Here is a 26,763-nt window from a genome sequence, read left to right on the forward strand (position 1 = left end):
GCCTCCACCACAGCCAAACGCCTTACCATACTACCGACAGGTTCTGGCCTGACCAAAACGGGTCAGTCGCCCGGCTCGCCGTCCCGCCCGACGACCACGGGCTCGTCCGGGCCGCCGCCGATGCGGTCCGCGGACACGACGGCGTCCGAGTCGACGATCGCCCAGCGCACCGACACCCCGGTCCCGATCCGCACCCGGTTGAGCACCACCGAGTCCTCGACGACGGCTCCGGGCTCGATGACCGCCCCGGCACCGATCACGCTCCTCCGGACGGTCCCGTGGACCCGGGCGCCGGGAGTGATCAGCGACCCTGCGATCACGGCGCCCTCACCGACGAAAGCCGGTGCCACGTGGGGCGGCTCGGTGAGGATGGGCCAGGCGGGATCGGCGAGGTCCGGTCCCCTGCCGGCGAGGAGGTCGAGATGCGCGCGGAGGTAGTTGGCCGGCGTGCCCAGGTCTCGCCAGTAGCCCTCGAGTCGGTGCTCGACGACGGCGTGCTGCTCGACCAGGTGGGGAACGAGGTGGTGCCCGTAGTCGCCGAGGTTCTCCTGCTGTCCGTCGAGTCGGTCCAGCGCCTCGAGCAGTGCCTCCGCCGAGTAGAGGAAGACCTCCGCGGCGACGATCCGCGACTGCGGTTCCTCCGGCTTGTACGCGAACCCGGTGACGCGGCCGTCGTCGTCGACCGTCACGACGCCGTGCGGTGAGGCGTCGCCGTCGAAGTCGACCGTGACCATGGTGAGCGCCGCTCCCGCGCGCAGGTGGGTGTCGACGACGTCGCGGTAGTCGAGGCGGTACAGGTGGTCGGAGCTGAGGACGAGGACGAGGTCCGGCGCGAAGTCCCGGATGAAGGCGGACTGGCGGAGCAGCCCGTCCGCGTTCCCCTCGGCGAACCCCTCCCCCTCGCGTCCGCTGAACGGGGGCAGGACGAGCAGGCCGCCCCTCGTCCGGTCGAGGTCCCAGGGCCTGCCGTTCCGGAGGTGGTCGTTGATGGTCTTCGGCTGGTACTGCTCCATGATCCACACGTCGGAGATCCCGCTGTGGTGAAGGTTTGACAGCGGGATGTCGATGAGCCGGAAGCTCCCTCCGAGCGGCATGGCGGGCTTGGCCCGGTGGTCCGTCAGCACACCTAGCCGGCCGCCCGCACCCCCGGCCAGCACGATCGCGAGGATCCGGGGTTGGTGCCGGTACTGTCCCTGCTGTTCCATCTGCCGTCCTGTCCTCGTCAGGGCCGTGAACGGCCTCCGCCAGCCTAGTGACCGCTGCTGTGAACCTGCTGGTGGAGCGACGCCGCAGCGGCTGCGTCGGGTACCGCGTGGTGGCCCCGGACCTCCACCGCGGGAGCATCCGGCTCGACCCCATCCGTGCCCGGCCCGATCTCCGCCAGGATCCAGTGCGTTCCGTCCAGGCGCCGGAGGATCTTCCGGCCCACCCGCTCGAGATCGGCGACGTCCTGCGCGTCGAGGGCGTCGAACACGGTGCTCCGCACCTGGGCGACGTGGGAGACGGCGAGGTCCTCCAGCATCCGGAGGCCGTCCGGGGTCAGCGACGCCGTCGTCACCCGGCCGTCGGAGGACGACGGCACCCGGGCGACCCAGCCGCGGGACTCGAGCTTCTTGACCACGTGGCTGAGCCGCGAGAGCGACGCCGTCGATCGCGCCGCGAGGTCGCTCATGGGGAGGCTGGTGCCGTCGGACTCGGAGAGCATGGCGAGGACGTGGTAGTCGAACAGGGTGATGCGCGCTTCCCGGAAGAGGTGTGCGTCGAGCGTCGACGGCAGGAGCGACGTCAGCGCGTACAGTGCCAGCCACGCCCGCCGCTCGTCCGGTGTGAGCCAATGCGCCGCCATGCGCTCATTCTGGCACATGGCCGGCGGTGTCCACCGGGCTCCGCGACCGCCCCGTCCGGGTTGCGGGGGCGGTGCCCGCGTGGTCCTTTGGGCGGACGGCCGGCCATCGGTCCCGCGCGGTGCGACACCGCGGGAACCGGCTCCCAGCGTCGACGGTGCCCGGCGCAGGAGGCCCTCAGGCGGTCACGGAGGCCCGGAGCGGATGCCCTGGCACCGGGTACTTGGGCTGCAGGTCGTCCCCCGAGGACACCCCACGGAGCCGGCGCCCCACCCACGGGCTCAGGTACTCCCTGGCCCACTGGGCGTCCGCTCGGAGCTGCTCCGCGCGCTTGAGTGCGGGCCGGGCCTCGAGCTCCGGGAGGTCGATCCGGTGGGAGGCCTTCATGGCCTCGAGCACCCGCACCGCCATGAGGGTGTGGCCCGCGGCCGACATGTGCATGCGATCCACGTCCCAGTAGCCCCAGTCCTGGAACTCCCGTAGCCGCCAGTAGTCCACGATGGTCGCACCACGCCCGTCCGCGATCTCCCGCACCCACTCGTTGTAGACGGCGGTGCGTCCGCGGGTCCTGCCGAACACGGCGGATCCGGAGGCGTCGAAGCCCGTGAAGAGCACGACGTCGGCTCCCGAGGCGCGCAGGCGGGCGATGCCGTCGTCGTACCGCGACATCAAAAGGTCGATGTCGATGCGCGGGCGGAGGATGTCGTTGGCGCCGGCGTACACCGTGACGAGCGTCGGCTCGAGGGCCAGTGCCGCGTCGATCTGCTCGTCGAGGATCTGCCGCATCTTCTTGCCGCGGATGGCGAGGTTGGCGTACTCCCAGGACGGGTCCGCCAGGACCAGCTGCTCGGCGACGCGGTCCGCCCAGCCGCGGACGCCGTTGGGCGATTCGGGGTCCCAGTCACCCACGCCTTCCGTGAAGGAGTCTCCGAGGGCCACGTAGCGCGAGGTGTTGGTCACGACCAAAGATTACCTTCGACGTCGGGGTGCCCCGCGATAAGCTCGACGAAGCCATCCGTTGACACCCTGCCGAAGGACACCATGCCGACCGAAGCACCACCCGAGGCTCGTACGGACGCCACGCCTGCCGGCAGCTCCTCCCGCCGGCGCGCGGCCCTGATCATCAACCCGATCAAGGCCACCGACGTCGACGTCGTGGGCGCCGTCCGGCGTATCGCCGAGGAGGACGGCTGGGACGAGCCGCTCGTGATCGAGACCACGGCGGATGATCCGGGCCACGGCCAGGCACGCGAGGCGCTCGACGCCGGTGTGGACCTGGTGATCGCCGCCGGCGGCGACGGCACCGTGCGCTGCGTCGCGGAGGAGCTCGCGGAGACGGGGACCATGATGGCACTGGTCCCGCTCGGCACCGGCAACCTCCTGGCCCGGAACCTGGACATCGCCGTCGATGATCCCGATGCCGCCGTCGAGGCCGCGTTCCGCGGGACCGAGCGGACCATCGACGTCGTGCACGTGACCGTCGACCGGGCGCAGGACGCACACGTGTTCCTCGTCATGGCGGGGATCGGGTACGACGCCGCGATCATGTCCGACACCCGGGACGACCTGAAGGACAAGGTGGGCTGGCTCGCCTACGTCGATGCCGGTCTGCGGAACCTGCCGGGCAAGCCCACGCGCACCACCCTCTCGGTGGACGGCGGCAAGCCCTTCGAGCGCAGGCTGCGCAGCGTCATGGGCGGGAACTGCGGGAAGATCATGGGCGGACTCGAGATCTTCCCCGGCGCGAAGATCGACGACGGACTCATGGACCTCATGACCGTGGCACCGAAGGGCGCGCTCGGCTGGCTCGCGGTGGCGGGCAAACTCTTCGCCCGGGGCAAGGGCAAGGACCCCTCCCTCGAGTACTTCCAGTGCCGTACCGCGGAGGTGACCCTGCGCGAACCCCTCGAGGTGCAGCTCGACGGCGATCCCCTCGGCCAGGCCACGCACATGGCCTTCGAGGTGAAGCCCGATTCGCTCAGGCTCCGGATGCCCCTGGGGTACAAGGACCCTGCGGTCGTCAGCGAACCGCTTCCCTAGCCCGTTCCGGGCCGCATCGCGCCTCGGCTCCGGGCTCCGGGCGGGCTCCGGGCTTTGGGGCCGGCTCCGGGCTCCGGACGGGCTCCGGCATCAGAGCCAGGGCTGGGGGTCGACCTTCTCGTCGTCGACCATGACCTCGAAGTGCAGGTGGCAACCGGTCGAATTCCCGGTGCTGCCCACGGCGCCGAGGAGGTCGCCGCGTTGCACCCGTGCGCCCGCGGCAACGTCGAGGACGCTCAGGTGGTTGTAGGTGGTGCTGAGGCCGTCGCCGTGGTCGATCACGATGCGCTGCCCGCCGCCGTACGCGTGCCAGCCGGAGTCCACGACCGTGCCGGCGTCGGCGGCCTTGACGGCCGCCCCGCAGGCGCTCGCATAGTCCTGGCCGGTGTGGAGTTCCTCGCCCGATCCGCCCAGCGGGTTGATGCGGTAGCCGAAGGTCGAGGCGACGACAGGGTTGTCCACGGGAACGCTGAAGGCCTTGCGCTCCTTCGCTGCCGGTGTGAGCGACGCCGAGAGGGCGCGCGCCGTGACGATGCTCGGAGCGATGCCGTCCGCTGCCGGACCTGCTGCGACGAGGCCGAAGGTCACCGCCGCATCGGCGGGAGCGGTGACGGCCGGGGAGACCCGGGGCGCCGGGATCGCAGGGGCGTCCGTGGCGACCTGGGGGGCGGTGCCCTGGGCGGCCGGCGCGACAGCACCCATCACCAGGCCTGCCGAGGCAAGGACGATCCCGGCCGTGGCCGCGTTGCCCCGCAGCCGCTCCAGCCGCGTGGTGCGGCCGCCCGCGCGGTGCCCTCCGGCGGTCCGCGGCGCCGTGGCACGTCCGCCCGCCGGGGCCGATGCGGCCTCACGCAGGTATCGACGGGAGGGCAGGATCGGCGGCGCGGCCGTGTCCGCGGACCGGGCCGCGCGGAGGGCCCGACGGGACGGGAGGGTCGTGGGAGGACGTTCGGACGTCTGAGCGGGGATCCGCGCGGGGGCGGGCACCTCGGACGCCCGGGCCGCAGGGGTGGGGAGGACGGGGGTCATCCGTCGGGCGGTCTGGGAAGGATCGGCGGGGTGCTGGTCGGCGCGACGCCGATGGGTGTCCTGCTGGTGCGCGCGCCCCTCGGACGCACGGCGGCGACCGGGCATGACCGTCTGGCTCAACGACTGACCTCTTTCAGGACGCCCGCGACGTCGGTTGGCGGATCGGAGCAGGACTCGATCCGGCTCGTCGGCACGGCAGCACCGCGAAAAGCCGCGGAGGGCGTGCGCCGACTAGACCGCGAGGGGGACACGGATGGTGCGGCATCTGCCGCCGGTCCGTGGCTCCTCCGCCCCTGTCACAGGGTGTTCAGCGGTCCGCTGACAGGGTCGGGCGTGCGGACCTGGGGGAGAAAGCTGCTGTGGCTGCTCAAACCCTAGGGCACCACGGGCGAAGTTACAATTCCGTTACCCCGCCTGTGGATCATCTGTGATACTCCGGTTCGGCTCCGGATTCCTGCGGAAAAGCCCGGCGAAACCTGCGGTCGGAGGCTCCGATCCGGGTCAGGACAGCTCCGCGCGACCCTTGCGCCAGTAGCCCATGAACGCGACCTGCTTCCGGTCCACGCCGACGTCCCGCACGAGGTAGCGGCGCAGGCCACGGACGACAGCAGCCTCGCCGGCGATCCAGGCATAGAACGGCTGCGTGCCGGGGAACCTCTCGGGATTGACCGTCGACTTCACGATGGCCGCTTCCAGGAGCTGCGGTGTCTCCCACAGGATCGTCCGATCGATGTCCACCTCCTCGGGCTCGCTGCCACCGCTCACTGCACCCGATCCGGAGAGCGAGACCCAGCCGGGGACCCTGACGGCGTCACGGACCGCTGCATCGAGCGCTTCGCCGTGGGACGACCCGTCACGGGTGAGCCAGGTGATGGAGACCGAGGAGCGGGTGCGGATGTCCTGGATGTCCCGCGCGTCGGGGACCTCGAGGAAGGCGTGGCCGGTGATGTCCTCCGGCAGCGACTCGAGGATCGCGCTGATCGCCGGGACGGCGGTTTCGTCCCCCGCCAGCAGGACGTGCTGCGCGAGGCCCGGACTCCACTCGATCCCACCGTAGGCCCCCGCCGTCGCGCACTGCGCCGCGGACGAATTCGGGCCGATGACGCAGACGCGGTCGCCCGGCTGTGCCGCGGCCGCCCATTCGGCGGCGGGCCCGCCACGCCCGTCGGCGTCGAGGTGCAGGACGAAGTCGACGTCGATCTCCGGCCGCTCGCCGCCGCAGCGTGCTGCGCGCACGGTGTAGGTCCGCATGGAACCCCGCTCCCCGGCGTCCAGGCCGAGCCAGGTCTGGTACCAGCTCGACGCCGACCCACCGGCCATCATGCCGGCGATGTCCGGGCAGTCGCGGCCCTCGGACGGGATGACGATCTTGATGCGGAGGTCGAGGGTGTCCCCCGCGACCCCGAAGGAGGTCAGGCACGCACCGCCGAAGGTGATCCGGCGGAAGGACGCCGTCAGGTCCTGCACGGCGGTGACGACGACGTCGAAGGCCAGGACCATCGGTTCGGTGTCGGAAGCGGTCCGCCTCGCGGTCCGCTCGGTCACGTCGGTCATGATGCTGCCTCCACTCGTGCAGGAACGGTGTCCTGCGGATTGGGTCGGTACCCCCGTGACGGCTCGCGGCCGCCCGGGGAGGACGGAAGGTGGAGGGCCGGCGCCGCCCCGTGGTGCCGGCCGATGGGGACGACCATCGGGGTGTGGGACACCGGGTCCTCGATGACGCGGCATTCGAGGTTGAACACCCCGGAGACCGTCTGCTCGGTCACGACGTCCGACGGCGGCCCCTGCGCCACGATCCGGCCGTCGCGCATGGCCACGAGGTGGTCCGCATACCGGGCTGCGAGGTTGAGGTCGTGCAGCACCATCACCACGGTGGTGCCTGATCGGCGGTTGAGGTCGGTGATGAGATCCAGGACCTCGACCTGGTGCGTCACGTCGAGGAAGGTGGTGGGCTCGTCGAGCAGCAGGATACCGGTCTGCTGCGCGAGCGCCATCGCGATCCAGACCCGCTGGCGCTGGCCGCCGCTCAACTCGTCGACGTTCCGGTCCGCGAGGGCCAGCGTGTCGGTGGCCTCGAGCGCGGCGGTGACCTCGTCGTCGTCCTCGGGGGTCCACTGGCGGAACCAGCCCTGGTGCGGGTAGCGGCCGCGCCCCACCAGGTCGGCGACGCTGATGCCGTCCGGTGCCACCGGTGTCTGCGGGAGCAGACCGAGGACGCGGGCCACGGCCTTGGTGGACCGGGCGTGGATGTCCGTGCCGTTGAGGATGACACTGCCCGTGACGGGCTTGAGCAGCCGGGCGAGGCCCCGGAGCAGGGTGGACTTCCCGCAGGCGTTGGCCCCGACGATGACCGTGACCCTGCCCGCGGGCAGCTCCAGCGAGAGCTTGTCGACGACGGTGCGCTCGTCGTACGCGAGCGTGAGCGCCTCGGCGGACAGCGTGTCCGGCGCGGTACCGGGAGCCGCAGAGGTGGTGCGCGGCGGATGCGCCGCCGGTTCGTGGCGAAGGATCATCTCAGCCTCCCTGGCCTCTGCGGTTGGCCGTGGCGAGCAGCCACAGCAGGAACGGCGCTCCCAGCACGCCGGTGACGACACCGACGGGAAGCGAGGTGCCGTCGATCAGGTTCGCCGCGACGAAGTCCGCGGCGAGGACGATCACCGCGCCCACGAGTCCCGCCATCGCGAGCGATGGTCGGTTGCCGAGCAGCCGGCGCGCGATCGGGCCGGACAGGAACGCGATGGACGCCACCGGGCCGGCAGCCGCGGTCGCGACCGCGGCGAGGGCGACGGCGGTGGACATCAGTCCGAGCCTCGATGCCTCGACGCGGACACCGAGGCCCGCCGCGGCGTCGTCGCCCAGTTCGAGACCCTGCAGGCTGCGCGACAGGACGACTGCGGCCGGCAGCAGGACCAGGAGGGAGGCGACGAGCACCACGACGCGGTCCCAAGTGCTCGAGTTCAGCGATCCGTTGAGCCAGAGCACGGCCTCGGAGGCGGTACGGAGATCCGTGCGGGTGATGAGGAAACTGACGAGCGCGTGCATGACGGCGGCGAACCCGATGCCCACCAGGATGAGCCGGTACCCCGCCACGCCGCCACGTCGGGAGATGAGGTAGATCGCCGCGGCCACCACCATCGCCCCGACCAGCGCCGAGAGCGAGACCGCGGCACCTGCAGCACCGAAGAGGACGATCGCCGCCACGGCCGAGGCGCTCGCACCGTAGCTGATCCCGATGATGTCCGGGCTTGCGAGCGGATTCCGCAGCATGGTCTGGAACACGGCGCCCGAGACGCCGAACGCGACGCCGATGAGGAGGCCGATGACCGCACGGGGGAGCTTGTTCTCCAGCACGATGAAGCTGGCTCCGGGGATGTCCGCCCCGCCGAGGATGCGGAGGAAGTCGGGGATGGTCACGGTGTAGGTCCCGAGCAGCACGTTCACGGCGAACAGGACGGTGACGGCGAACGCTGCCGCTGCCACGCGGCGGGCCGTGCTCCGCCGGCGCTGCACCCGGGCGCCAACCGGCGAGGAGCTGCGGACCCCGGCGGGACCCTGCCCGGCGGGCGCGGGAGCCTGCTGGAGGGCGCTCACAGCTGGGCCATCCGGCGGCGCCGCACGAGCCAGACGAAGACGGGTGCGCCGACGACGGCGGTCATGATGCCCACCTGGACCTCGCCCGGCGGGAGGATCACGCGTCCGATGATGTCCGCACCGAGCAGCAGAACCGGCCCGAGCAGGGCGGAGAAGGGGAGGATCCAGCGGTAGTCGGGGCCCGCTACGAGCCGCACCATGTGCGGGATGACGAGCCCCACGAAGGCGATGGGCCCGGCTGCCGCCGTCGCCGCGCCGCAGAGGATGACGACGCCGAGCGCCGTGATTCCGCGCGCGAGGCCGACGTTCTGGCCGAGGCCGCGGGCCACGTCGTCGCCGAGCGCCAGGCTGTTGAGCACCTTGCCCGTGGCGAGGGTCAGCACGAGCCCGCCGAGGAGGAAGGGCGTGACCGCGCCGATGACGTCCCACCCCCTGCCAGAGAGGGTGCCCACCTGCCAGAAGCGGAAGGCGTCGAGGGTCTCCTGGCTGGACACGAGGACGGCATTGGTGAGGCTGCCGAGGCCGGCCGCGAGGGCCGCGCCGGCGAGGGCGAGCTTGACCGGCGTCGCGCCCTCACGGCCGAGACTGGCCACGGCGTAGACGGTGAGGGCGGCCGCACCCGCCCCGGCGAAGGCGAACCAGATGTAGCCGGAGGCGCTGCTGAGCCCGAACACGTAGATCCCGATGACGACGGCGAGCGAGGCCCCGGCATTGATCCCGAGGATGCCCGGGTCGGCCAGCGGATTGCGGGCGACGCCCTGCAGCGCCGCGCCCGCCGTGGCGAGCGCTGCTCCGACGAGGAGCCCGACGATGGTGCGCGGGACGCGGGAGAGGACGACGGCGTGCTCGCCGTTCGATGGATCGAAGGCTGTGACGGCGTCGATCATGGTGCCGATGCCGACCGATCGCGCCCCGATGGTGAGCGAGGCAATGCTGACGGCGAGCAGCACGAGCGCCGCGACACCCAGCCGGACGAGGTTCCGCGGCGTCGAGGACCGACGGCGGAGGGCCGGGGCCGGCCGGGGACCGGTGGAGGGAGCGGGGCGCACGGCGGAGGCCTGGACTGCCATGGTGCCTCCCTCGGACGGACGATCGGTCTGAAGTAAGGCTAGCCTAGGCTCCGGACAATTAAGAAACGAGTTTGTTCCCTAATCCGGGCCGCGAGGGGCTGCGGGGGCACCTCGTCCGCAACCCCTCCGCGACCTACACCGCAGCCGGCGGGGTGCCGTCCCCGAAGGGCCTGCCACCGAGGGATTCGCGCCCGTGCGGCGTGGTCCACCCGGCGAGGTCGGGACCCTTCGGCACGATCCCGGTTGGGTTGATGTCCTCGTGGACGATGTAGTAGTGCTGCTTGATCTGCTCGAAGTCGATCGTGTCGCCGAAGCCGGGCGTCTGGAAGAGGTCGCGGGCATAGCCCCAGAGGGCCGGCATCTCCGTCAGCTTGTTCCGGTTGCACTTGAAGTGGCCGTGGTAGACCGGATCGAACCGCACGAGGGTGGTGAACAGTCGGACGTCGGCCTCCGTGATGGTGTCCCCGACGAGGAAGCGCTGGTTCGTCAGCCGTTCCTCCAGCCAGTCCAGTGCGGTGAAGAGGCGGTCGTAGGCGGCGTCGTAGGCCTCCTGCGACCCGGCGAACCCACATCGGTAGACGCCGTTGTTCACCTCCGTGAAGACCCGCTTGTTGACCGTGTCGATCTCTTCCCGGAGTGATTCCGGGTAGAGGTCGGGAGCGCCCTCACGGTGGAAGTCCTTCCACTCGCCGGAGAAGTCGAGGGTGATCTGCGGGAAGTTGTTGGTGACCACGGCGCCGGTGGTCGTGTCCACGACGGCCGGCACGGTGATGCCGCGCGAGTAGTCGGGGTCCCGCTTGAAGAATGCTTCCTGCAGGCGCTCGATGCCGAGGACGGGATCCTTGCCGTCCGGGTCCAGGTCGAAGGTCCAGGACCTGCTGTCATGGGTGGGTCCCGGGGTGCCGAGGGAGATCGCGTCCTCCAGTCCGAGGAGACGGCGGACGATGATCGTGCGGTTGGCCCAGGGGCAGGCCCGTGCGGCGATGAGGCGGTAGCGACCCGCTTCGACGGGGTAGCCGTCGGCGCCGTCCCTCGTGATCCTCGTCTCGATGTACTGCGTGTCCCGCGTGAACTCCTTACCACCGGTGACGTAGGACCCTCTGGTGCTGTGCTCAGACTGCTGCTCGGACTGCTGCTCGGACTGCTGCGTGTCGGTCATGCCGCCAGTCTAGGTGTGCTGACGGACAGGAGGCCCGGTTGCGGTGACGACCGGGCCTCCTGGTGGAACGGATGCCGAAGCGGGGCGGGAGCCGCTACTGCCTGCTGTAATCCCGTCCGTACTTCTCACGCAATTCGCGTCCCTCACGGACGAGCTTGAGGTGCTTCTCCTGCTTCTTCTCCGCAGCCTTGGAGGCCCGCGGGGGAAGCTGGATGGTCTCCTCGGCCTCGATACCGCCCTGCAACTGGCGTCCGCGCTCCATTTCGGCATCGAACTCGACACCGAACAGCAGGGACAGGTTGGCCAGCCAGATCCACAGCAGCAGCACGATGACCCCGGCGATGGCGCCGTAGGTCTTGTCATAGCTGCCGAAGTTCGCCACGTAGAGGGAGAACGCCGCGGTGGTGATGGCGAGCACCAGCAGGGCGATCAGGCCGCCGAGGCTCATCCAGCGGAACTTGGGCTGCTTGATGTTCGGGGACCCGTAGTACAGCACCGCGATCATGAGCACCGCGAAGAGCACCATGACGGGCCATTTGGCGATGTTCCAGATGGTCACGGCGGTACTGCCGAGACCGATCGTGTTGCCGACGGCCTCCGCCACGGGACCGGACAGGACGAGCATGAGGCCCATGATCACGATCAGGACGAGGACGACGATCGTGACGAGGAGCATCTGCGGGCGCAGTTTGAGGAACCCGCGACCTTCCTCGACCTCGTAGACCCGGTTCATGGCGCGGGAGAAGGCATTGACGTAGCCCGATGCCGACCAGATGGCACCCGCGAGTCCGATGACGAACGTGAGACCGGCGGCCTGGTTGGAGGCGAGGCCCTCGATCGTCGGCCGGATCGTCTCGAGCGTATCGCGGGGCGCGAACTGACCGACGATCTCCAGCACCTGGTTCGTGGTGCTCTGGGCCTGCCCGAACAGACCGAGGAGGGACAGGAGCGCCAGGATGCCGGGGAAGATGGCGAGGACGGCGTAGTAGGTGAGCGCCGCTGCCAGATCGGTGCACTGGTCCTTGCCGAACTCGCTCAGGGACCGCTTGAACACGTACTTCCACGCCGGCTTCCTGACGTCCTTCGGATCGTCCGGCTTGCGCGGATCGTTGGGATCCGGCGCGTTCCGCGCCTTCTCGGCCGCGTCACTGCGCGACGCGCTGCTCACCCTGCTGTTGCTGCTCACGGAATCCTCCAGGTCTCGGCCCCGGAATCGGAGCGGGGCGTGCTTACGGCTGTACGTCTGCTTCAACTGCACCATAAGCTTACTTAGTAGTCCAGTCCCCATGGGCGCACCCCGCGCCCGTGACACCTCGAGTCACAGGAGCCACCCATGCGCATAGCAGTCATCGGCGCCACCGGAAACGTCGGCACGGCCCTGCTCACCCGGCTGCAGGGCGCCGCCCGGGACCGCGAGTCCATTCAGCGTTCAGGGTACGACACCGCCGAGGACACGGGCGGCATCTCGCTCACGGCCGTCGCCCGGACCATCCCCGATACCGGCGGGGCACCGTACGACGGCATCGACTGGCACGCCATCGACATCGGCACGGACGAGGGCCGGGAGGCCCTGACGCGGGCGCTCGACGGCATCGACGCCGTCGTGCATCTGGCCTGGGCCATCCAGCCCAACCGCGACGAGGCGTTCATGCACCGCACCAACGTCACCGGCACGGCAAACGTACTGGCCGCGGCGGGCGCCGCAGGAGTCCGGCACGTGGTGTGCGCGTCCTCCGTCGGGGCGTATTCGCCGTCGGACAAGGAGACCCGCAGGGACGAGTCATGGCCCACGGATGGTATCGGGACGTCCCACTACAGCCGCCACAAGGCCGAGCAGGAACGGCTGCTCGATTCCTTCGAGGCGGAGTACCCGGAGATCCCCGTGGCCCGGCTGCGGCCGGGGCTCATCTTCCAGGGGGCGGCGGGCAGCGAGATCAGCCGCTACTTCCTCGGTCCGCTCGTGCCGAAGATCGTCCTCGGCCGGATCCCCCTCCCCCTCCTGCCGATTCCCCGGGCCTTCGTGTTCCAGGCGGTCCATGCCGACGACGTCGCCGACGCCTACTGGCGCGTCGTGGCCCGGCGGGCGTCAGGTGCCTTCAACATCGCAGCGGAGCCCGAGTTGACGCCGGAGCGGGTCGCCGACCTCCTCGGCGCACGCCGCGTGACCGGGTTCCCCGTACGGGTGCTCCGGTGGATCGTCGGGGCGTCGTGGGGGCTGGGTGTCCAGCGCACCGACCCGGGGTGGATCGACATGGCCTCCCAGTGCCCCGTCATGGACACCTCGCGGGCACGCTCCGTGCTCGGCTGGGAAGCGCGGCGCTCCTCTCGCGAGGCCATGGCCGAGGTGCTGGCCGGGCTGCGGGGAGGGTGGGGCCGCGGTGCGTCCCCCAAGCTGTACCCGCGGTCCGCGGCCTGAGGTCCCGGCGCGGGGCGACTCCGGGCAGGAGCCTCCGGGGCCCCTGGTCCGGTCAGGAAGCGGAGACCCGCGGCGAGCCCTCCGCCTCGACGAAGGGGATGCCCTCGGGTAGCTGCGCGGCCGTACCCGGCAGGCTGACGGTGAACTCCGCGCCGCCCTCCTCGACGTTCCGGACGACAATCGATCCGCCGTGGCTCTCCGCGATACGTCGGCAGATCGCGAGCCCCAGCCCCGTCCCCGACGCCTGGCTGAGCCCGTTCTCGGACCGGTGGAACTCCTCGAACACGCGGTCGAGGTCGGCGTCCGGGACACCGATGCCGTTGTCCCGCACGCGCACGAGGGTGCGGCCGGACGTCGCTTCGGACGTCGTGGTCACCGTCACCTCGCCCGTCCCGTCGGTCCGGCCGTACTTCATCGCGTTGCCCACCAGGTTCTCCATGAGCTGGAGGAACAGCCGCTCGTCGGCGTAGACCGCGTGCGGTGCGTCGACGTGGAAGGACACCTCGGGGAGCTGTGTGCCCGGCAGCGCCGTCCGGAGGTCGATGATCCCCTCCACCATCCGGCCCACGTCGATCCGTGAGGCGGTGAGCCGCTCCTCCTTCGCGAGGCTGTAGGCGAGCAGGTTCCGGATGAGCGTCCGCATGCGCAGGCTCGCCTGCTGCAGCCGCTCGATGCTGGCCCGGCGTTCGTCCGCGGGAAGGTCCGGATCCTCGAGGAGTTCCAACCAGCCGTCGAACACGGTCAGCGGCGTGAGGAGATCGTGCGCCACCACGGACGCGAACCGCCCCAGATCCCGCTCGTACAGGCGCTCGTGCGTGACGTTGCGCAGCACGACGACGGCGCCGCCCTCGCCCGGCAGCGGCATCGCGTCGACGGACAGGTGCATGACCTCACCCGAGCAGTGCGTGAGGTCGAGGTCCATCCGCTCGGTCACGACGCCCTGGAGTGCCAGGGTCAGCGGGTTGGCGTCGTCGTGGAGCTGCTGCCCGTCCGGCGTCGTGACCGTGTAGTCGCGCCGCCACACCTCGCCCGGACGCGCGGTTCCGCCGCCGAGCCACCGCTCGCTCGTCGCGTTCTGGAAGATCAGGCGCTTGTCCGCGCCGGCCACCAGGACGCCGTCGTTCATCCGGCCGATCACGAGGTCGCGCAGATCGGCGGCGGCCTTCGCCTCGGCGTTGGCCCGGTAGAGACGGGAGATGAGGCGGCGCCGCTCATCCATGCTCAGTGCCAGCACGGCGGAGAGGGAGAAGGCGATGAACATGAAGGACTGCGCGACGTACGCGGCGATGCCGGGGTCCAGGTCCTGGAAGGGCCCCCGGCGCTCGAGGGTGAAGAAGACGAGGAAGGCACCGCTGACCAGGCCATGGAGCATCGCCCAGCCCGAACGGAGGCGGAGTCCGGCCCACATGTGCGCCGGGATGGTGGTGTAAGCGATGGGCAGCGCCGTACCGGCCCCGAAGGTCGCGACGTAGAGGACCACGGAGACGACGGCGAGCATCGCGTACTCGGCACGGCGGGCGGACGGGAGCGAGGGAGGTGTCTGGCCCGCAGCCCTGGCCCTGATGCTCGAGGCGATCACGACGCCAAGCGATCCGATCCCGGTGAGCGAGACGCCGTGGCGGACCAGCCACGGGACGAAGGCGGACAGGGGATCGGCGGATCCGTCGATCGCGCTGCCCACGACGATCGCGAGGGCGCCGACGGAGCAGGCCGCGATCGCGATGGATCCGAGGCGGAGGTAGTCCCCCACGGTCCGGATCTCGAGTCCGGGGATGAATCGGCGGAACAGGACCACGGCGGCGGCCGTCTGGGCGATGCTGCCGAGGGCCACGGCGAAGCCGAGGGACGGGCTGAGACCTGTGAGGAGATTGACCGAGGCGAGGATCGGGAAGGCGGCGACCAGGGAGACGGTGAAGTCGAGCCTGGACCGCGATCCCCAGAGGCTCCACAGGAACGCGATACCGGCCGCGGGCCAGACCAGGGCGAGGCCCGAGGACTCGAGGTTCGTGCTGCGGCCGAAGGCTGCGGCTGCGGCCAGCACCGGACCGAACAGGAGATGCAGGGTCGTCGGCGACAGCGCTGCCAGCCGTCCCGCGACCCCGTGCATCCGCCCCTCGCCCATCCCACTACCCGTCCGAAGAATTGCCGTCCGCCCTCTGAGCAGGGCCGCCGTGGACCTCAGCTTACTGGTTGGCCGTCCCGGCCGGTGTCCGCCGTGGGGTCCTCTGCGGCACGAGGGCCGCACGGCGTACGGCGAGGGGCCGCAAGGTGGTCCGGGACAGCTCGGGGACAGCTCCGGGACGGGTGGGGACCGGCGCCGTCCACAGCGGACCGAACGCGGACAGCGCGAGCCATCGGTCGATGGCTCGCGCTGTCCGGCAGGGCGGCCGGCGCCTGCCCCGATCCGGGTCCCTAGCCCGCCTGGCCCAGCGTCGCCGTGTCGATGACGAAGCGGTAGCGGACGTCCGAGGACAGGACGCGCTCGTAGGCCTCGTTGATGGCCTCGGCCGAGATCACCTCGACCTCGGGGGCGATGCTGTGCTCCGCGCAGAAGTCCAGCATCTCCTGGGTCTCGCGGATGCCGCCGATCCCGGAACCGGCGAAGGAGCGACGCTGGTTGAACAGCGTGAACACGTGCAGGGGCAGCGCATCAGCCGGAGCCCCGACGTTGACCATGGTGCCGTTGAGCCGCAGGAGTGAGAGGTAGGCGTCGAGGTCGATCTTCGCGCTCACCGTGTTGATGATGAGGTCGAAGCTCATGGCCAGCTTCTCGAAGGTCTCCGGGTCGCTCGTCGCGAAGTAGTCGGTGGCTCCGAAGCGCTTGCCGTCCTCCTGCTTGCTGAGGCTCTGCGACAGGACGGTCACCTCGGCGCCCATGGCATGGGCGATCTTCACGGCCATGTGGCCGAGGCCACCGAGTCCGACGACGGCGACCTTCTTGCCGGGACCGGCGTTCCAGTGGTTCAGCGGCGAGTAGGTGGTGATGCCGGCGCACAGGAGCGGAGCCGCAGCCTCGTAGGGGATGCTCTCGGGGACCGAGAGGACGAAGTTCTCGACGACCACGACGTGCGTGGAGTAGCCGCCCTGCGTGATGGTGCCGTCGCGGTCCTTCGCGCCGTAGGTGCCGACGTTTCCCTTGAGGCAGTACTGCTCCTCACCCTCGGCGCAGTTGGCGCACTCGCCGCAGGAGTTCACCATGCAGCCGACACCGACGCGGTCGCCGACCTGGTGGCGCGTGACCTCGGAGCCGACCTCCTCGACCACACCAACGATCTCGTGGCCGACGGTCAACGGGTACTGCTGCGGCCCCCACTCCCCCCGCACGGTATGGATGTCCGAGTGGCAGATCCCGGCGTAGGCGATCTTGATGAGGACGTCGCGTGCGCCGACCTCGCGGCGTTCGATGGTGGTGGGGACGAGCGGATCCGTGGCGGACGGCGCTGCGTAGGCGTGGACTGTGGTCATGGGTTCCTCCTGGAGGATGTCGGAACGGCAGGCGGGACCGCCGGCCGTGGATCTCGGGGGTGCGGGCTGCCCGACCCGGGACACGGGAAGGGAGCCGCTCGGTCTAGCCGTCGTCGTCGACGGAACGGCCCGGAGGAAGCCGGACGGCGCCAGGCACGGACCGCGACCCGTCGGTGCGTCCGCCGTCGCCGGGCAGCACCTCCGCCGGGCCGCCGGAGCTGTCACCGACCGGGACGGTGCCGGGACGCTCGTGCGCGCTCCAGCTGGCGAGGAGCGCCAGGGCGTCCGACGACGGAGAGCCGGGTTCGGCCGTGTAGGCGAAGAGGGTGAGGTGCGGGTCCGCGGCGAGCTGCAGGCCCTCGAAGGTGAGGGTGAGCTCACCCACCACCGGGTGCCGGAAGGTCTTCGACCCCGTGGTGTGGAGATGGACGTTGTGCGCGGCCCAGCGTACGCGGAAGGTGTCGCTGCGCGTGGCCAGCTCGCCGATCAGGGTCGTCAGTTCGCGGTCCTGCGGGTTGCGTCCGGCTTCGAGCCGGAGCAGGGCGACGCAGTCGTCGGCCGCCCGCTCCCAGTTGCCGAGGAAGTCCCTGGACCGCGGGTCGAGGAAGGTGGCGCGGGCGTAGTTGGCGGGGCCCCGGGCGCCGTCGGACAGCGGCGCATAGAGCGCGCGGCCCAGGTGATTCGCGGCGAGGAGGTCCAGCCTGCCGTTCTGCACCACCGCCGGAGCGCCCACCATCGTGTCCAGCAACCGCTGCACGCTCGGGCGGACCCGGCGCGACGCCGGCTGCCGGCGTGCGCGCACCTCCGTGGTGCCGGAACGGGCGAGATGGTAGAGGTGGGTACGTTCCGTGTCGTCGAGCTGCAGTGCGGCACAGAGGGACTCGAGGACGCCGTCGGACACTCCGGACAGGTTGCCGCGCTCGAGGCGGACGTAGTAGTCGACGCTGACGCCGGCGAGCATCGCCACCTCCTCGCGGCGGAGGCCGGGCACACGGCGGTTGGTACCGAACGCGGCCAGGCCGGCCTGGCCCGGTGTGATGCGAGCGCGCCTCGACGTCAGGAAGTCCTGGATGTCGCTCTGGGTGCTCACCCCTCCACGGTAGGCGGGATCGGATCGGTGTGGGAGGCCCTGCTGGTACCTGCACGGATAGGACCCGGGTAGGAGATCGGGCCGGCACGGTCCCCGACCGGCACGGATCGTGGTCAATCCCCCCGCGCAGGGCTCGCTCCGCGGGCCAACCACGCACGCGCCTCTGCGGCCGTCGGGAAGAAACGCGTGGGATACGGCGGATTGTGCAGCTGCTTGTAGTAGGCGGCGATCACACGGTCTCCTTCGACGCCGACGATCGCGAGCGCTGCCACGCCGAGCCGGTGGGCGAACACCTCCAGGGCGCCGGGCGTCAGCGAGACCATGTTGTTGTTCAGCGCGAGCATCGGTGTGCACCCCTCGGGCGCGAGCGCCGCGACAGCCGTGACCAGAGACTCCGCCGTGGACGTCCTCACGCTGGTGCCGCGGTCCCACTCCACCACGATCACGCCCTCGTCGAGCCGGGCGAGGTAGGGCTCCGGCTCCTCCGCCGGACGGCTGGTGGCTTCGCCGACGTCGGCATGGCCGGTCAGCCAGGCCAGCGCGTCCGGCTCGTTCGTGAAGTACCTGCTGGGGGTGACGGACCGGTAGTTGAACGCCGTGAGGACCTTGCCCACCTCGTCCACGCCGACCACGCCCGTGCGCAGCGAGCACGTGTCCTCGATCAGGAGGTGCCGTGCCTCCAGCGTGATGGCCTCGACGAGGCCGATCAGGACCAGCAGCGGCCTCCTGCCCTGTGGCGAGGCCGCCGTCACCGCGGCCATGGTCGCATGGACGTCGTCGGCCTCGATGGTGACCCCTGCGGCCCAGGCCAGGCGCAGCACGGCGCCCTCGTCGGTCAGGGTGAATCGAGACTGCTCCCCAGCGTCCCCCGTCATGCACGTCCTTCGTCGATCCTAGGCTTCGATCCTAGGGGCAGCCGCCCGTGGGCGACACTCCCCGCGGGATCCGGCGGCGCGTTGTGACCCGGCCGGAATCCGGTGGAGGATGGGGGCAGCGACCCGTGCACGGACCGAAGGAGCTGTTCCATGGAGTACACGTTCGATGTCCTCGTGATCGGTGGTGGACCCGCCGGTATGGCCGCTTCCACCCGCGCCGCCGAACTCGGGGCGCGCACCGCCGTCGTCGAACGGTCCGCTCTGGGCGGTACGTGCGTGAACTCGGGATGCGTCCCCACCCGCGTCCTGGCGAAGACCGCCCGCCTGTTCCGCGAGGTGCGGACGGCCTACGACTACGGGATCGTCGTGGACGAACCCTCGGTGGACTGGGACAAGACCGTGCAGCGCGTGCGGGCCACGGTCGCCCGGGTCCTCGAGGCCAAGGGGTACGGCCCCACGATGGAGCGCCTCAACATCGAGCTCATCGAGGGCGACGCCGAACTCACCGGCGAGCACGCCGTCCTCGTCGACGGCCGGGAGGTCACGGCGGCCTCGATCATCCTGTGCATCGGCGGCAGCGGGCGCCGGCTGCCCATCGAGGGCGCCGAACTCGCCGTCCTGCCGCACGAGGTCCTGGACCTGGAGAGCCTCCCCGGCTCGGTGGCCATCATCGGCGGCGGCCACACCGGCGCGCAGATGACCACCATCTTCGACGCCATGGGATCCGACGTCCTCCTGCTCGACCTCGCTCCGCGCATCCTCATGACGGAGGACGAGGACGTCGCTGCGGCGGTCACCGCCAGCTTCACCGGCAAAGGGGTGCAGGTGGAGACGGGCATCGACGGTATCGACAGCATCAGCCGGCACGGCGCGCACCTCACCCTGACCTGGAAGCGCGACGGCGAACAGCAGTCACGCGACGTCGACGCCGTCATCATGGCCGCCGGCTGGCCGGCCAACCTGCCGGGACTCGGACTGGAGGCGGCGGGCGTGCAGACCGCGCGCTCCTTCGTCCCGGTGGATGGCTACCTGCGGTCCAACGTGCCCCACATCTTCGTCGCGGGCGACGCGAACGGCAGCAGCATGCTCGTGCAGGCCGCGGTCTTCGAGGGCGAGACGGCCGCGGAGAACGCCGTCCTCGGTGCCACGCGGACCACACCCCACCACCTCCTGCCCGAAGGCGGCTTCACCGATCCGGACTACGCGGGTGTAGGCCTCACGGAGGCCAAGGCCCGCGAGCGTGATGCCGAGTGCCACGCCGTGACGGTGCCCTACGCCGTGGTGGAGCGTCCCATCATCGACGACCGGGAGCAGGGCTTCCTAAAACTGGTGGTCGATCGTCGGCGCGAACTGATCCTGGGCGCGCACGCGGTCGGCGAGAACGCCGTCGAGGTCATCACGGCCGTCGCCTCCGCCATGGCAGGTGGAACCGATCTCGCGACGCTCGCCCGCGTGAAGTTCGCCTACCCGACGTACAGCGCGGTGATCGGCCACGCCGCACGGGCTGCACTCCGCGGCTGACGGCTTTTGGTCACGCGGACCCCCATGGTCAGCGGCCGGCCGGTCTGCAGCCGGCGAGGGATCGTTCCCCGGACGAGTCCGTGAGCGCTAGCGCGGCATCCGGGCAAGGGTCCGGTACTGCGGATTCTGCTCGACGAACGCCTGCGCGGAAGGGCACCCCGCCACGACGCTCAGCCGACGCTTGTGCGCGTTGAGCATCGCGTGGCGCATGAGCACCGGCCCGAGGCCCCGGCCCTCGAAGCCGGGCTTCTCGACCAGTGCGCGCAGCGTGAGCTGGCCGCCGAGCATCGAGTAGCGGATGTAGGCGGCGAGGGAGCCGTCGAAGTAGAGCTCGAAGCGGGAGTTGAATCCCGAGTCCTTGAACACCTCGCGGATCCCGCCTGCCTCGCCACGGGCTGCGATCCTGCGCGAGCGCTCCTCGATCTCCTCCACCGCCGCCGCGTAGCGTTCGCCCGCCTGCAGTGGCGGATGGTCGGAATCGAGCATGCGGAACATCCTGTTGGCCAGGATGCGGAGGTCGGCCAGGGGCACCGCGGAGAGGTCGGGTGTCTCCAGGGCCGCGCCCATCCACTGTGCTTCGCGCTCCCGCTTGGTGAGAGGCACGTCGGTGGAGATCCCGCGGTCGGGCGCCGGGATGGTGTCGGTGTGGCTGAGACCGGAGACGGAGTGGAGCGATGTGCCACCGGTGGTGCTGGTGACATCGGGAACAGTTGAGGGCTCTGTCATGGGGAATCCGATGATGGTCAGGAACCGAAGCCTGCTGCTAGACCGTGGCGTGAGGAACACTAGCCGGTGCCACCCCCACTTCCGCCGACCGGTGATCACACAGCCCCGGCGAGGACCCGTGGGCGCGTCACTCCTTGCCGAGGAATAGAAGACGTGTTCTATTATTCACAGGAAAGCGGACGCACCAACGGAGGACAGCAGATGACAGCACAGGTGATCGGTGTGCACCACGGGCACAGGCGGCTCGACGAGCCGGCAGCCGTGCGCTTCACCCCTCAGGGCCGGCCACTGGCCCTGAGGTGGCACGGCGGGATCTGGCAGGTGATCGGCCGGCCGGCGACGGTGGCCGCAGCAGCGGCTTCGACGACGGGATGGCACTTCTCCGCCCAGACCGGACCGGCCTCGCCCGTCCTGGAGTTCGGCATCGCATTCGACGCCGCCCGCGACGGTTGGCGGCTGGTCAGTGTGGGCGGCAGCCCGGACTGACCACGCCCTCCTGGTCGACAGGGGCGGCGGACGTCAGGCGGGATCGGCAGAGACGATGGCTGCGCGCGCGTCACGCCGACGCCAGTAGGCGGCCAGCGCGGCTCCGGAGACGTTGTGCCAGATCGAGAAGATCGCCGCCGGCAGGGCGGCCTCCGGGGTCAGGTAGGTCCGGGCGAGCCCTGCGGCGAGCCCGGAGTTCTGCATCCCGACCTCGATGGCCGTGGTCCTTCTCGCGGGCGTGGGGAGCCCGAACAGCCGTGCGGCCCCGTAGCCGAGCGCGAGGCCGAGCCCGTTGTGCAGGATGACGGCCGCGAGGACCAGGAGCCCGGCGGAGAAGATGATCGACGCGCTGCCGGACACCACGGCGATCACCACCAGGGTGATGGCCGCCACGGAGATCCACGGCAGGGCGGGAAGAAGCCGCTCGACGACCCGGGGCAGGAAGAAGCGGACGGCGAGTCCGACGATCACCGGTACCAGGACGATCTGGAGGATGGAGAGGCCGATTCCTGCTGCATCGACGGGCATGTACCGGCCCGCGAGCCAGAGGGTGAGCAGCGGGGTGAGCAGCGGCGCGAGGATCGTCGAGACCGAGGTCATGGCCACCGACAACGCCACATCGCCGCGGGCGAGGTAGGAGACGACGTTGGAGGCGGTCCCGCCCGGGCAGCAGCCCACGAGGATGACACCCGCGGCCAACGCCGGCGGCAGCCCGAGCGCCATCGACACCAGCCAGCCGATCGACGGCATGATGACGAACTGGGCCACGACGCCGATCACCACGGGGAGGGGACGTCGGGCGATGAGGGCGAAGTCGACCGGCCTGAGCGTCAGACCCATGCCGAACATGATGACGCCGAGCAGCGGATTCACCAGGGGGCCGAGCCCCGTGAAGGTGTCCGGCGTGAGCACTGCCACCAGTCCGCCGGCGAGGATCAGGAGCGGGAACAGCGTCACTGCCGTCCGTGCGCTGCGTTCTTCGGCGGCCTGCGGTGCTCTCGTCGTGCCGGTCATGCTTAAGGGGATATCACGTGCCGGCCCGTATGACGCACTGCTAAAGTTGCCTCACCTGGAAGCCAAGGGTACTTAGTTCCTCACTGACAGCAGGGAAGACGATGGCGACGACCGACAGGAAATTCGCGGCGACCGCGGAATCGACGAGCAAGCATCCCCACGACTGGGGACGGGCCATGGCGGTGGCGATCTGCCGGCTCACGGAGATGGCCCGGGAGGCGGGCGATCCGGTCCACCACGAGGCTTTGGTCGGCGAGGACCTCCACCTCTTCGTCGAGGACACCGAGGAGGGCGTGAACATCACGATGTCCTGGACGCCGCGCGAGCAGGGGTCCCTGGCGGCTGCTCCGTCCCACAGCACGGGCGAGACGGGCGAGACGGGCCGAGCGGCAGGGGGCTCCGACGAGGACGAGCAGGACGCCTCCGACGCCGCAGCCCACTCCGCCGCGGGCCAGCGGTTCGACCCGACCGGAGGCAGCACGGCCGGCGTCGGCCAGTAGCCGAGCGGGCGCCTCGTCCAGCGACCCGTGCGGAGGCCCGACCCGCCCATGGGTCGGACCGCGATCATCGATAAGCACACTTAGCGTTTCGGGCGTAGGGTGGGTGGAAACCGTACTGCCAACCACGTGGAGGACAGCATGAGCGAGAAGCGCCCCGATCCCTCGAACGCAGGGAACCCCGATCCGCTGGACAACAACATCACCGGCCTCGAGCCGGGAGGTGGCGTCCCGCCGGGAGAGACGCCACCCGCCGAGGCGAGCACCACCTGGCAGCAGGGCCATGCGGATGAGGAGACGCCATCGAAAGGCCTTCAGGGGGTCTGGCTCGGCGTGATCGGGCTGGTCGTGCTCCTGGTGCTCGTGTTCATCGTCGGGAACATCGTCGGCATCTTCCAGATGTTCTAGCCGGCACTCCTGTCGAGCACGCAGAAGCTCCCGTCCACCGACAAGCGGACGGGGGCTTCTGCGACAAGCGGACGGGGGCTTCTGCGTGGGCGGGAAGCGTGCTAGGACGCGGACGCCTCGTCACGGAGACGGTAGTAGTCGATCAGCGCAGTCTCCTCGGCAGGTGAGAGCTCGATGCTGTTCGCGGACTTCGGGGCGTCGGTGATCTCGCTCTTCGTCCAGGCGAGGTGGAGATCAGCACCCTCGAAGCGCGAGTTCGCGAGCGGCACGAAGTGCTTGCGGGAGTTCAGCAGGCCCAGCGACACGGTGATCCAGGCGGGGATGCCTGATTCCTTCTCGAGATGCACGTCGTTCACATCGCCGAGTTTCTTGCCCTTGCTGTCCCAGGCCACGGCGGCCTGGAGCTTGTTGATTTCTGCCTGAGACATCGGCTTCCCTTCGAGGACGAGGATCGGTTCGCTTCCCATTCCAGCCCAGATGCGGCCGGAGGGCAATCAGGACAGTCCGTCAGGCCTTGTCCGCGGCTTCGCCGAGCATCGGCAGGAAGCGGTCCAGTGCCCACACGAGGCTGAGCGGGTTCGCCGCGGAGACGGACAGCGTCAGCGTGTTGTCGCTGTCGGCCACGAGCGCGCCGTCCTGCACCGCGGGGATCTGGCCGAGCAGCGGATCGGTGGCGATGGCGTCCTTGGTGGCCTCGTCAGGGACCCACGTGACGAAGATGTCGGAGTCCAGTTCGTTGGCCCGCTCGGCGGACCAGGGGATGAAAAACTCCTCGGACCCCTTCGTGTTCTCCGTGACGACGTCCGCCTGGACCATGCCGAGCTCGGTCAGGAAGCGGGGCCGGTTGTCGTTGGCCGTGTAGACACTCACGGCATCGGCGGTCGCCGGAGCCAGCGTGCCGTAGATGAAGGTCTTGCCCTCGAGCTGCGGGTAGTCGGCGGCGGCGTCGGCGATGGCCTGCTCCGTCTCGGTGACGAGCTGCTCCGCGTCGTCGGACAGGCCCAGGGCATCGCCGATGATCCGCGTCGAGTCCTGCCATGCGGTGCCGTAGGCGACCTCGGGATAGGCGACGACCGGGGCGATCTTGCTCAGGGTGTCGTAATCCTCCCGCGACAGGCCCGAGTACGCAGCGAGGATGACGTCGGGATCGGTCGCGGCGATGTCGTCGAAGGCGATCCCGTCCGTCTCGGAGTACTGGACCGGGGCGCTCTCGGTGCCGATCGCGGCGCCGAGCTCCTCCAGCTTCGTGTCCTTCCACGGCGTCGACTGGTTCTCGTTGCCGCCGTAGGAGTCGGCCGGCATCCCGACGGGCACGACACCGAGGGCGAGGGACACGTCCGCGTTCACCCACGAGACCGTCGCCACACGCTCGGGCTTCTCGCTCAGCGTGGTCTCACCGAAGGCGTGCTCGATGGTGACGGGGAAGGCTCCCGCGTCGGCCGAGGCGCTGCTGCCACCGGTGGCCGTGGAACCGCCGTCGGCGGGGCCGGTGGAGCAGGCGGAGAGGGAGAGGGCGGCGACGGCGGCAGCGGCGATCAGGCCGCGCAGGCGTGAGGGGGCCATGAGGCTCCTTGGCTTCTATGGCCTCGCTGGAGGCCGTGGGGACGGGATAGAAGTAAGGCTAACCTAAGGTCTTCTCTATTACGAAATGCTTTCGTTGCGTAATAGGCTGCGGCTACCTCTCGCGGGCCTTGCGCGTCTCACGGTCGTTGGCGCGCTGCAGGGCCTCGACGAGTTCGGCCTTGGTCATGCTCGACCGGCCGGGGACGTCGAATTTCTTCGCGAGGTCGTAGAGGTGCTTCTTCGAGGAGTTCGCATCCACTCCCCCCGCGGTCGGCCGCGCGTCAGCGCCACCGCCTGCCGCCTGGTCGTCGGACGGCCCCTTCGAGTCCTTCTGCTCCCAGTGGTCCCCGACCTTCTCGAACCCGTGCTTGAGGGAGGCGAACGCCGTACGGCGGGCGCGCTCACCGTCCCCGTACTGGTCCTCCGCCGCATCGAGGGTGGCGGCGAACGTGTCCTGGGCCTTGAGCTCGGACCGCTGGAGTGTGCTGGGCAGGGTCTCGGGCTTGACCTTGCCGTCCTTCGTGAAACGCGACATGACCGGTTCCTTCCGTTTCGACGCCGGCTCCGGCGGGAACGGGCGGGACCGCACCGGCCCCTCGACCACCGTGTTCCTTCGAGCATACTCAGCACCCTGTGCACCGTCGCTCCGGAACGGTACCGTAGGGCGCACCAGTCATTGGGGAGGACCAACCGCACAGGGGGTGCGTGCGGTGTTTCCCGACCGGCATCCACTCACGCGCCAATGGAGGAATTTCGTGATCAGGAGCGACACCACCGCATCAGGCAAGCCCAGGACATCCAGGAGCCGCGCTCTGGCACTGGGTCTCGCCGCCCTCGTCAGCCTGCCGCTGCTGACCTCCGGGCCGGCACAGGCGAAGGGGAACTTCCCCTCACCCGAGGGCAGCACCAGCACCGCGAGCATCCTCACCTATGCCGACACCATCAAGGAGCTCGAGAAGATCGAGAAGACCTCCCGCTACGGCGTCGACGTCTTCACCCTCGCCGAAGCGGGCACCACGGTGAACACCAGCGAACAGGGCAGGGACCTGTACGTGGCGACCGTGGGCGACGGGCCTCGGGACGTCTGGGTGCAGGGTCGCATCCACGGCAACGAACCGTACGGCGCCGAGGCCATCCTCAGCCTGCTGAAGGACCTCGGGACCAACGGATCCCCGCAGTACGAGGAGATCCGCGACGCCTTCACCATCCATTTCATCCCGATGTACAACCCGGACGGAAGTGAGCTGAACATCCGGCAGACCGTCCTCTGGGACACCGCCGCGAATGCCCCGCGAAAGGACGCGAACGGTCGGGACCTCATCGTCGACCTCAACCGGGACTGGGTGGCGGACAAGTTCCAGGCCCGCGAGTCGCTGGCCTTCTACGAGTACTGGACCATGGTGGACCCGGACTACGGCATCGACATCCACCACCAGGGCCTCAAGCAGCAGTACGGCACGGGCGACGACGTCACGCTCTCCCTCGGGATCTCGCTCGCGCCGGGTGGACCCACGTTGCCGACGCTCGAGGGCGGCGCGTACGACATCCTCACCCGCCAGATGCACGGCTACGTCTACGAGGAACTGAAGGGCGCCGGCTACATCACCATGGACCGGTACCAGGTGGGCGGCAGCCTCGAGATCGACATCAAGGGCGGCGTCGTCTCGGCGATGATGCTGGGCCTGGACTACCAGGGCCTGAACGCCGAGGGTCACTCCAACCCTGTGGTGTTCTTCGAGACTTCCGGCAACACCAGTGACGGCTCGCTCGGCCAGAAGGCCCGCGGCAAGAGCATCCAGCAGAACATCCTCGCCATGCGCACGCTGCTCACCGGGCTGGCGAACGGCGAGGTGCAGCAGACCGATCCTGAGGTGTGGGAGGAGATCCCGCACGCTCCGGTCACGGGCTACAGCACGGACTACGCGGGCACCATCCCCGTCACGCCGTAGCACCAGTTCGGTTCATCAGG

At 70.1% G+C, this 26,763-nt stretch carries 26 protein-coding genes; 7 read left to right on the top strand and 19 right to left on the bottom strand.

The window, feature by feature from the left end; all coding sequences use genetic code 11:
• Positions 1-62: 62 nt before the first annotated feature.
• The 3 genes from ACTIMO_RS00910 to ACTIMO_RS00920 all read right to left on the bottom strand — a co-directional run bounded on the left by ACTIMO_RS00910 (position 63) and on the right by ACTIMO_RS00920 (position 2,804).
• Complete coding sequence (locus tag ACTIMO_RS00910) at positions 63-1,205, bottom strand: glucose-1-phosphate adenylyltransferase family protein (protein WP_448181169.1); 1,143 nt, start codon at positions 1,203-1,205, stop codon at positions 63-65.
• A gap of 44 nt (positions 1,206-1,249) precedes the next feature.
• Positions 1,250-1,846, bottom strand: a complete 597-nt coding sequence (locus tag ACTIMO_RS00915; protein ID WP_422390689.1) for a MarR family winged helix-turn-helix transcriptional regulator — start codon at positions 1,844-1,846, stop codon at positions 1,250-1,252.
• Between the two features lie 175 nt (positions 1,847-2,021).
• Entirely contained in the window at positions 2,022-2,804 is a 783-nt protein-coding gene (locus tag ACTIMO_RS00920; protein WP_055767094.1) for an SGNH/GDSL hydrolase family protein, read from the bottom strand.
• A gap of 81 nt (positions 2,805-2,885) precedes the next feature.
• On the opposite strand from ACTIMO_RS00920, the gene ACTIMO_RS00925 reads away from it, so the two are divergent.
• The gene (locus ACTIMO_RS00925) at positions 2,886-3,884 is read left to right on the top strand and encodes a diacylglycerol/lipid kinase family protein (RefSeq protein WP_448181170.1); all 999 of its coding nucleotides are present in this window, start codon (positions 2,886-2,888) and stop codon (positions 3,882-3,884) included.
• 90 nt (positions 3,885-3,974) lie between these two features.
• Here ACTIMO_RS00925 and ACTIMO_RS00930 read toward each other — a convergent pair whose 3' ends face one another.
• The 7 genes from ACTIMO_RS00930 to ACTIMO_RS00960 form a co-directional block, all read right to left on the bottom strand.
• Complete coding sequence (locus ACTIMO_RS00930) at positions 3,975-5,033, bottom strand: M23 family metallopeptidase (protein ID WP_157365730.1); 1,059 nt, start codon at positions 5,031-5,033, stop codon at positions 3,975-3,977.
• 381 nt (positions 5,034-5,414) lie between these two features.
• A complete protein-coding gene (locus tag ACTIMO_RS00935; RefSeq protein ID WP_055767086.1) occupies positions 5,415-6,467 on the bottom strand; it encodes a siderophore-interacting protein in 1,053 nt (350 codons plus the stop codon).
• Positions 6,464-7,426, bottom strand: a complete 963-nt coding sequence (locus ACTIMO_RS00940) for an ABC transporter ATP-binding protein (RefSeq protein ID WP_448181171.1) — start codon at positions 7,424-7,426, stop codon at positions 6,464-6,466. Before ACTIMO_RS00940 ends, ACTIMO_RS00935 begins: the two co-directional genes overlap by 4 nt.
• A gap of 1 nt (position 7,427) precedes the next feature.
• Complete coding sequence (locus ACTIMO_RS00945) at positions 7,428-8,423, bottom strand: FecCD family ABC transporter permease (protein ID WP_448181475.1); 996 nt, start codon at positions 8,421-8,423, stop codon at positions 7,428-7,430.
• Positions 8,424-8,500: 77 nt separating this feature from the next.
• Positions 8,501-9,574: a FecCD family ABC transporter permease gene (locus ACTIMO_RS00950; protein WP_448181172.1), complete on the bottom strand. Its 1,074-nt coding sequence runs from the start codon at positions 9,572-9,574 to the stop codon at positions 8,501-8,503.
• 133 nt (positions 9,575-9,707) lie between these two features.
• Positions 9,708-10,733: a glutathione S-transferase family protein gene (locus ACTIMO_RS00955; RefSeq protein ID WP_448181173.1), complete on the bottom strand. Its 1,026-nt coding sequence runs from the start codon at positions 10,731-10,733 to the stop codon at positions 9,708-9,710.
• Positions 10,734-10,827: 94 nt separating this feature from the next.
• A complete protein-coding gene (locus tag ACTIMO_RS00960) occupies positions 10,828-11,919 on the bottom strand; it encodes a YihY/virulence factor BrkB family protein (protein ID WP_448181174.1) in 1,092 nt (363 codons plus the stop codon).
• A gap of 147 nt (positions 11,920-12,066) precedes the next feature.
• Here ACTIMO_RS00960 and ACTIMO_RS00965 point away from each other — a divergent pair, with 147 nt between their 5' ends.
• Positions 12,067-13,149: an NAD-dependent epimerase/dehydratase family protein gene (locus ACTIMO_RS00965; protein WP_448181175.1), complete on the top strand. Its 1,083-nt coding sequence runs from the start codon at positions 12,067-12,069 to the stop codon at positions 13,147-13,149.
• A gap of 52 nt (positions 13,150-13,201) precedes the next feature.
• On the opposite strand, the gene ACTIMO_RS00970 is transcribed toward ACTIMO_RS00965, so the two are convergent.
• The 4 genes from ACTIMO_RS00970 to ACTIMO_RS00985 form a co-directional block, all read right to left on the bottom strand.
• Positions 13,202-15,271, bottom strand: coding sequence for an ATP-binding protein (locus ACTIMO_RS00970; protein ID WP_448181176.1), 2,070 nt, complete (start codon positions 15,269-15,271; stop codon positions 13,202-13,204).
• 290 nt (positions 15,272-15,561) lie between these two features.
• Positions 15,562-16,614 carry an NAD(P)-dependent alcohol dehydrogenase gene (locus ACTIMO_RS00975; RefSeq protein ID WP_448181177.1) on the bottom strand — a complete coding sequence of 351 codons (1,053 nt, stop codon included), beginning with the start codon at positions 16,612-16,614 and terminating at the stop codon, positions 15,562-15,564.
• A gap of 103 nt (positions 16,615-16,717) precedes the next feature.
• A complete protein-coding gene (locus ACTIMO_RS00980) occupies positions 16,718-17,704 on the bottom strand; it encodes a helix-turn-helix transcriptional regulator (protein WP_448181178.1) in 987 nt (328 codons plus the stop codon).
• 113 nt (positions 17,705-17,817) lie between these two features.
• Positions 17,818-18,579, bottom strand: a complete 762-nt coding sequence (locus ACTIMO_RS00985) for a DUF7793 family protein (RefSeq protein WP_448181179.1) — start codon at positions 18,577-18,579, stop codon at positions 17,818-17,820.
• Between the two features lie 150 nt (positions 18,580-18,729).
• On the opposite strand from ACTIMO_RS00985, the gene ACTIMO_RS00990 reads away from it, so the two are divergent.
• The gene (locus ACTIMO_RS00990) at positions 18,730-20,100 is read left to right on the top strand and encodes a dihydrolipoyl dehydrogenase family protein (protein ID WP_448181180.1); all 1,371 of its coding nucleotides are present in this window, start codon (positions 18,730-18,732) and stop codon (positions 20,098-20,100) included.
• A gap of 87 nt (positions 20,101-20,187) precedes the next feature.
• Here ACTIMO_RS00990 and ACTIMO_RS00995 read toward each other — a convergent pair whose 3' ends face one another.
• Positions 20,188-20,826, bottom strand: a complete 639-nt coding sequence (locus tag ACTIMO_RS00995; RefSeq protein ID WP_448181181.1) for a GNAT family N-acetyltransferase — start codon at positions 20,824-20,826, stop codon at positions 20,188-20,190.
• A gap of 201 nt (positions 20,827-21,027) precedes the next feature.
• Between ACTIMO_RS00995 and ACTIMO_RS01000 the strand changes: the two genes are divergently transcribed.
• On the top strand, positions 21,028-21,312 hold the full coding sequence (locus tag ACTIMO_RS01000) for a hypothetical protein (protein WP_448181182.1): 285 nt from the start codon (positions 21,028-21,030) through the stop codon (positions 21,310-21,312).
• Positions 21,313-21,345: 33 nt separating this feature from the next.
• On the opposite strand, the gene ACTIMO_RS01005 is transcribed toward ACTIMO_RS01000, so the two are convergent.
• On the bottom strand, positions 21,346-22,326 hold the full coding sequence (locus tag ACTIMO_RS01005) for a bile acid:sodium symporter family protein (RefSeq protein WP_448181183.1): 981 nt from the start codon (positions 22,324-22,326) through the stop codon (positions 21,346-21,348).
• A 101-nt stretch (positions 22,327-22,427) separates the two neighbouring features.
• Between ACTIMO_RS01005 and ACTIMO_RS01010 the strand changes: the two genes are divergently transcribed.
• Together ACTIMO_RS01010 and ACTIMO_RS01015 are read left to right on the top strand one after the other, a co-directional pair.
• Positions 22,428-22,826, top strand: coding sequence for a hypothetical protein (locus tag ACTIMO_RS01010; RefSeq protein ID WP_055767049.1), 399 nt, complete (start codon positions 22,428-22,430; stop codon positions 22,824-22,826).
• A gap of 138 nt (positions 22,827-22,964) precedes the next feature.
• Positions 22,965-23,231, top strand: a complete 267-nt coding sequence (locus ACTIMO_RS01015) for a DUF6480 family protein (RefSeq protein WP_055769106.1) — start codon at positions 22,965-22,967, stop codon at positions 23,229-23,231.
• Between the two features lie 101 nt (positions 23,232-23,332).
• Here ACTIMO_RS01015 and ACTIMO_RS01020 read toward each other — a convergent pair whose 3' ends face one another.
• From ACTIMO_RS01020 to ACTIMO_RS01030, 3 genes are all read right to left on the bottom strand, one after another.
• A complete protein-coding gene (locus ACTIMO_RS01020) occupies positions 23,333-23,659 on the bottom strand; it encodes a PRC-barrel domain-containing protein (protein ID WP_157365729.1) in 327 nt (108 codons plus the stop codon).
• 79 nt (positions 23,660-23,738) lie between these two features.
• Positions 23,739-24,794, bottom strand: coding sequence for an iron-siderophore ABC transporter substrate-binding protein (locus ACTIMO_RS01025; RefSeq protein ID WP_448181184.1), 1,056 nt, complete (start codon positions 24,792-24,794; stop codon positions 23,739-23,741).
• 112 nt (positions 24,795-24,906) lie between these two features.
• Positions 24,907-25,329 (bottom strand): ChaB family protein, encoded by a 423-nt coding sequence (locus tag ACTIMO_RS01030; protein WP_448181185.1) that lies wholly within the window; start codon positions 25,327-25,329, stop codon positions 24,907-24,909.
• 220 nt (positions 25,330-25,549) lie between these two features.
• On the opposite strand from ACTIMO_RS01030, the gene ACTIMO_RS01035 reads away from it, so the two are divergent.
• Complete coding sequence (locus ACTIMO_RS01035) at positions 25,550-26,743, top strand: M14 family zinc carboxypeptidase (RefSeq protein WP_235498646.1); 1,194 nt, start codon at positions 25,550-25,552, stop codon at positions 26,741-26,743.
• Positions 26,744-26,763: the final 20 nt, after the last annotated feature.

It is taken from the genome of Arthrobacter sp. CP30 (genome assembly GCF_053470025.1).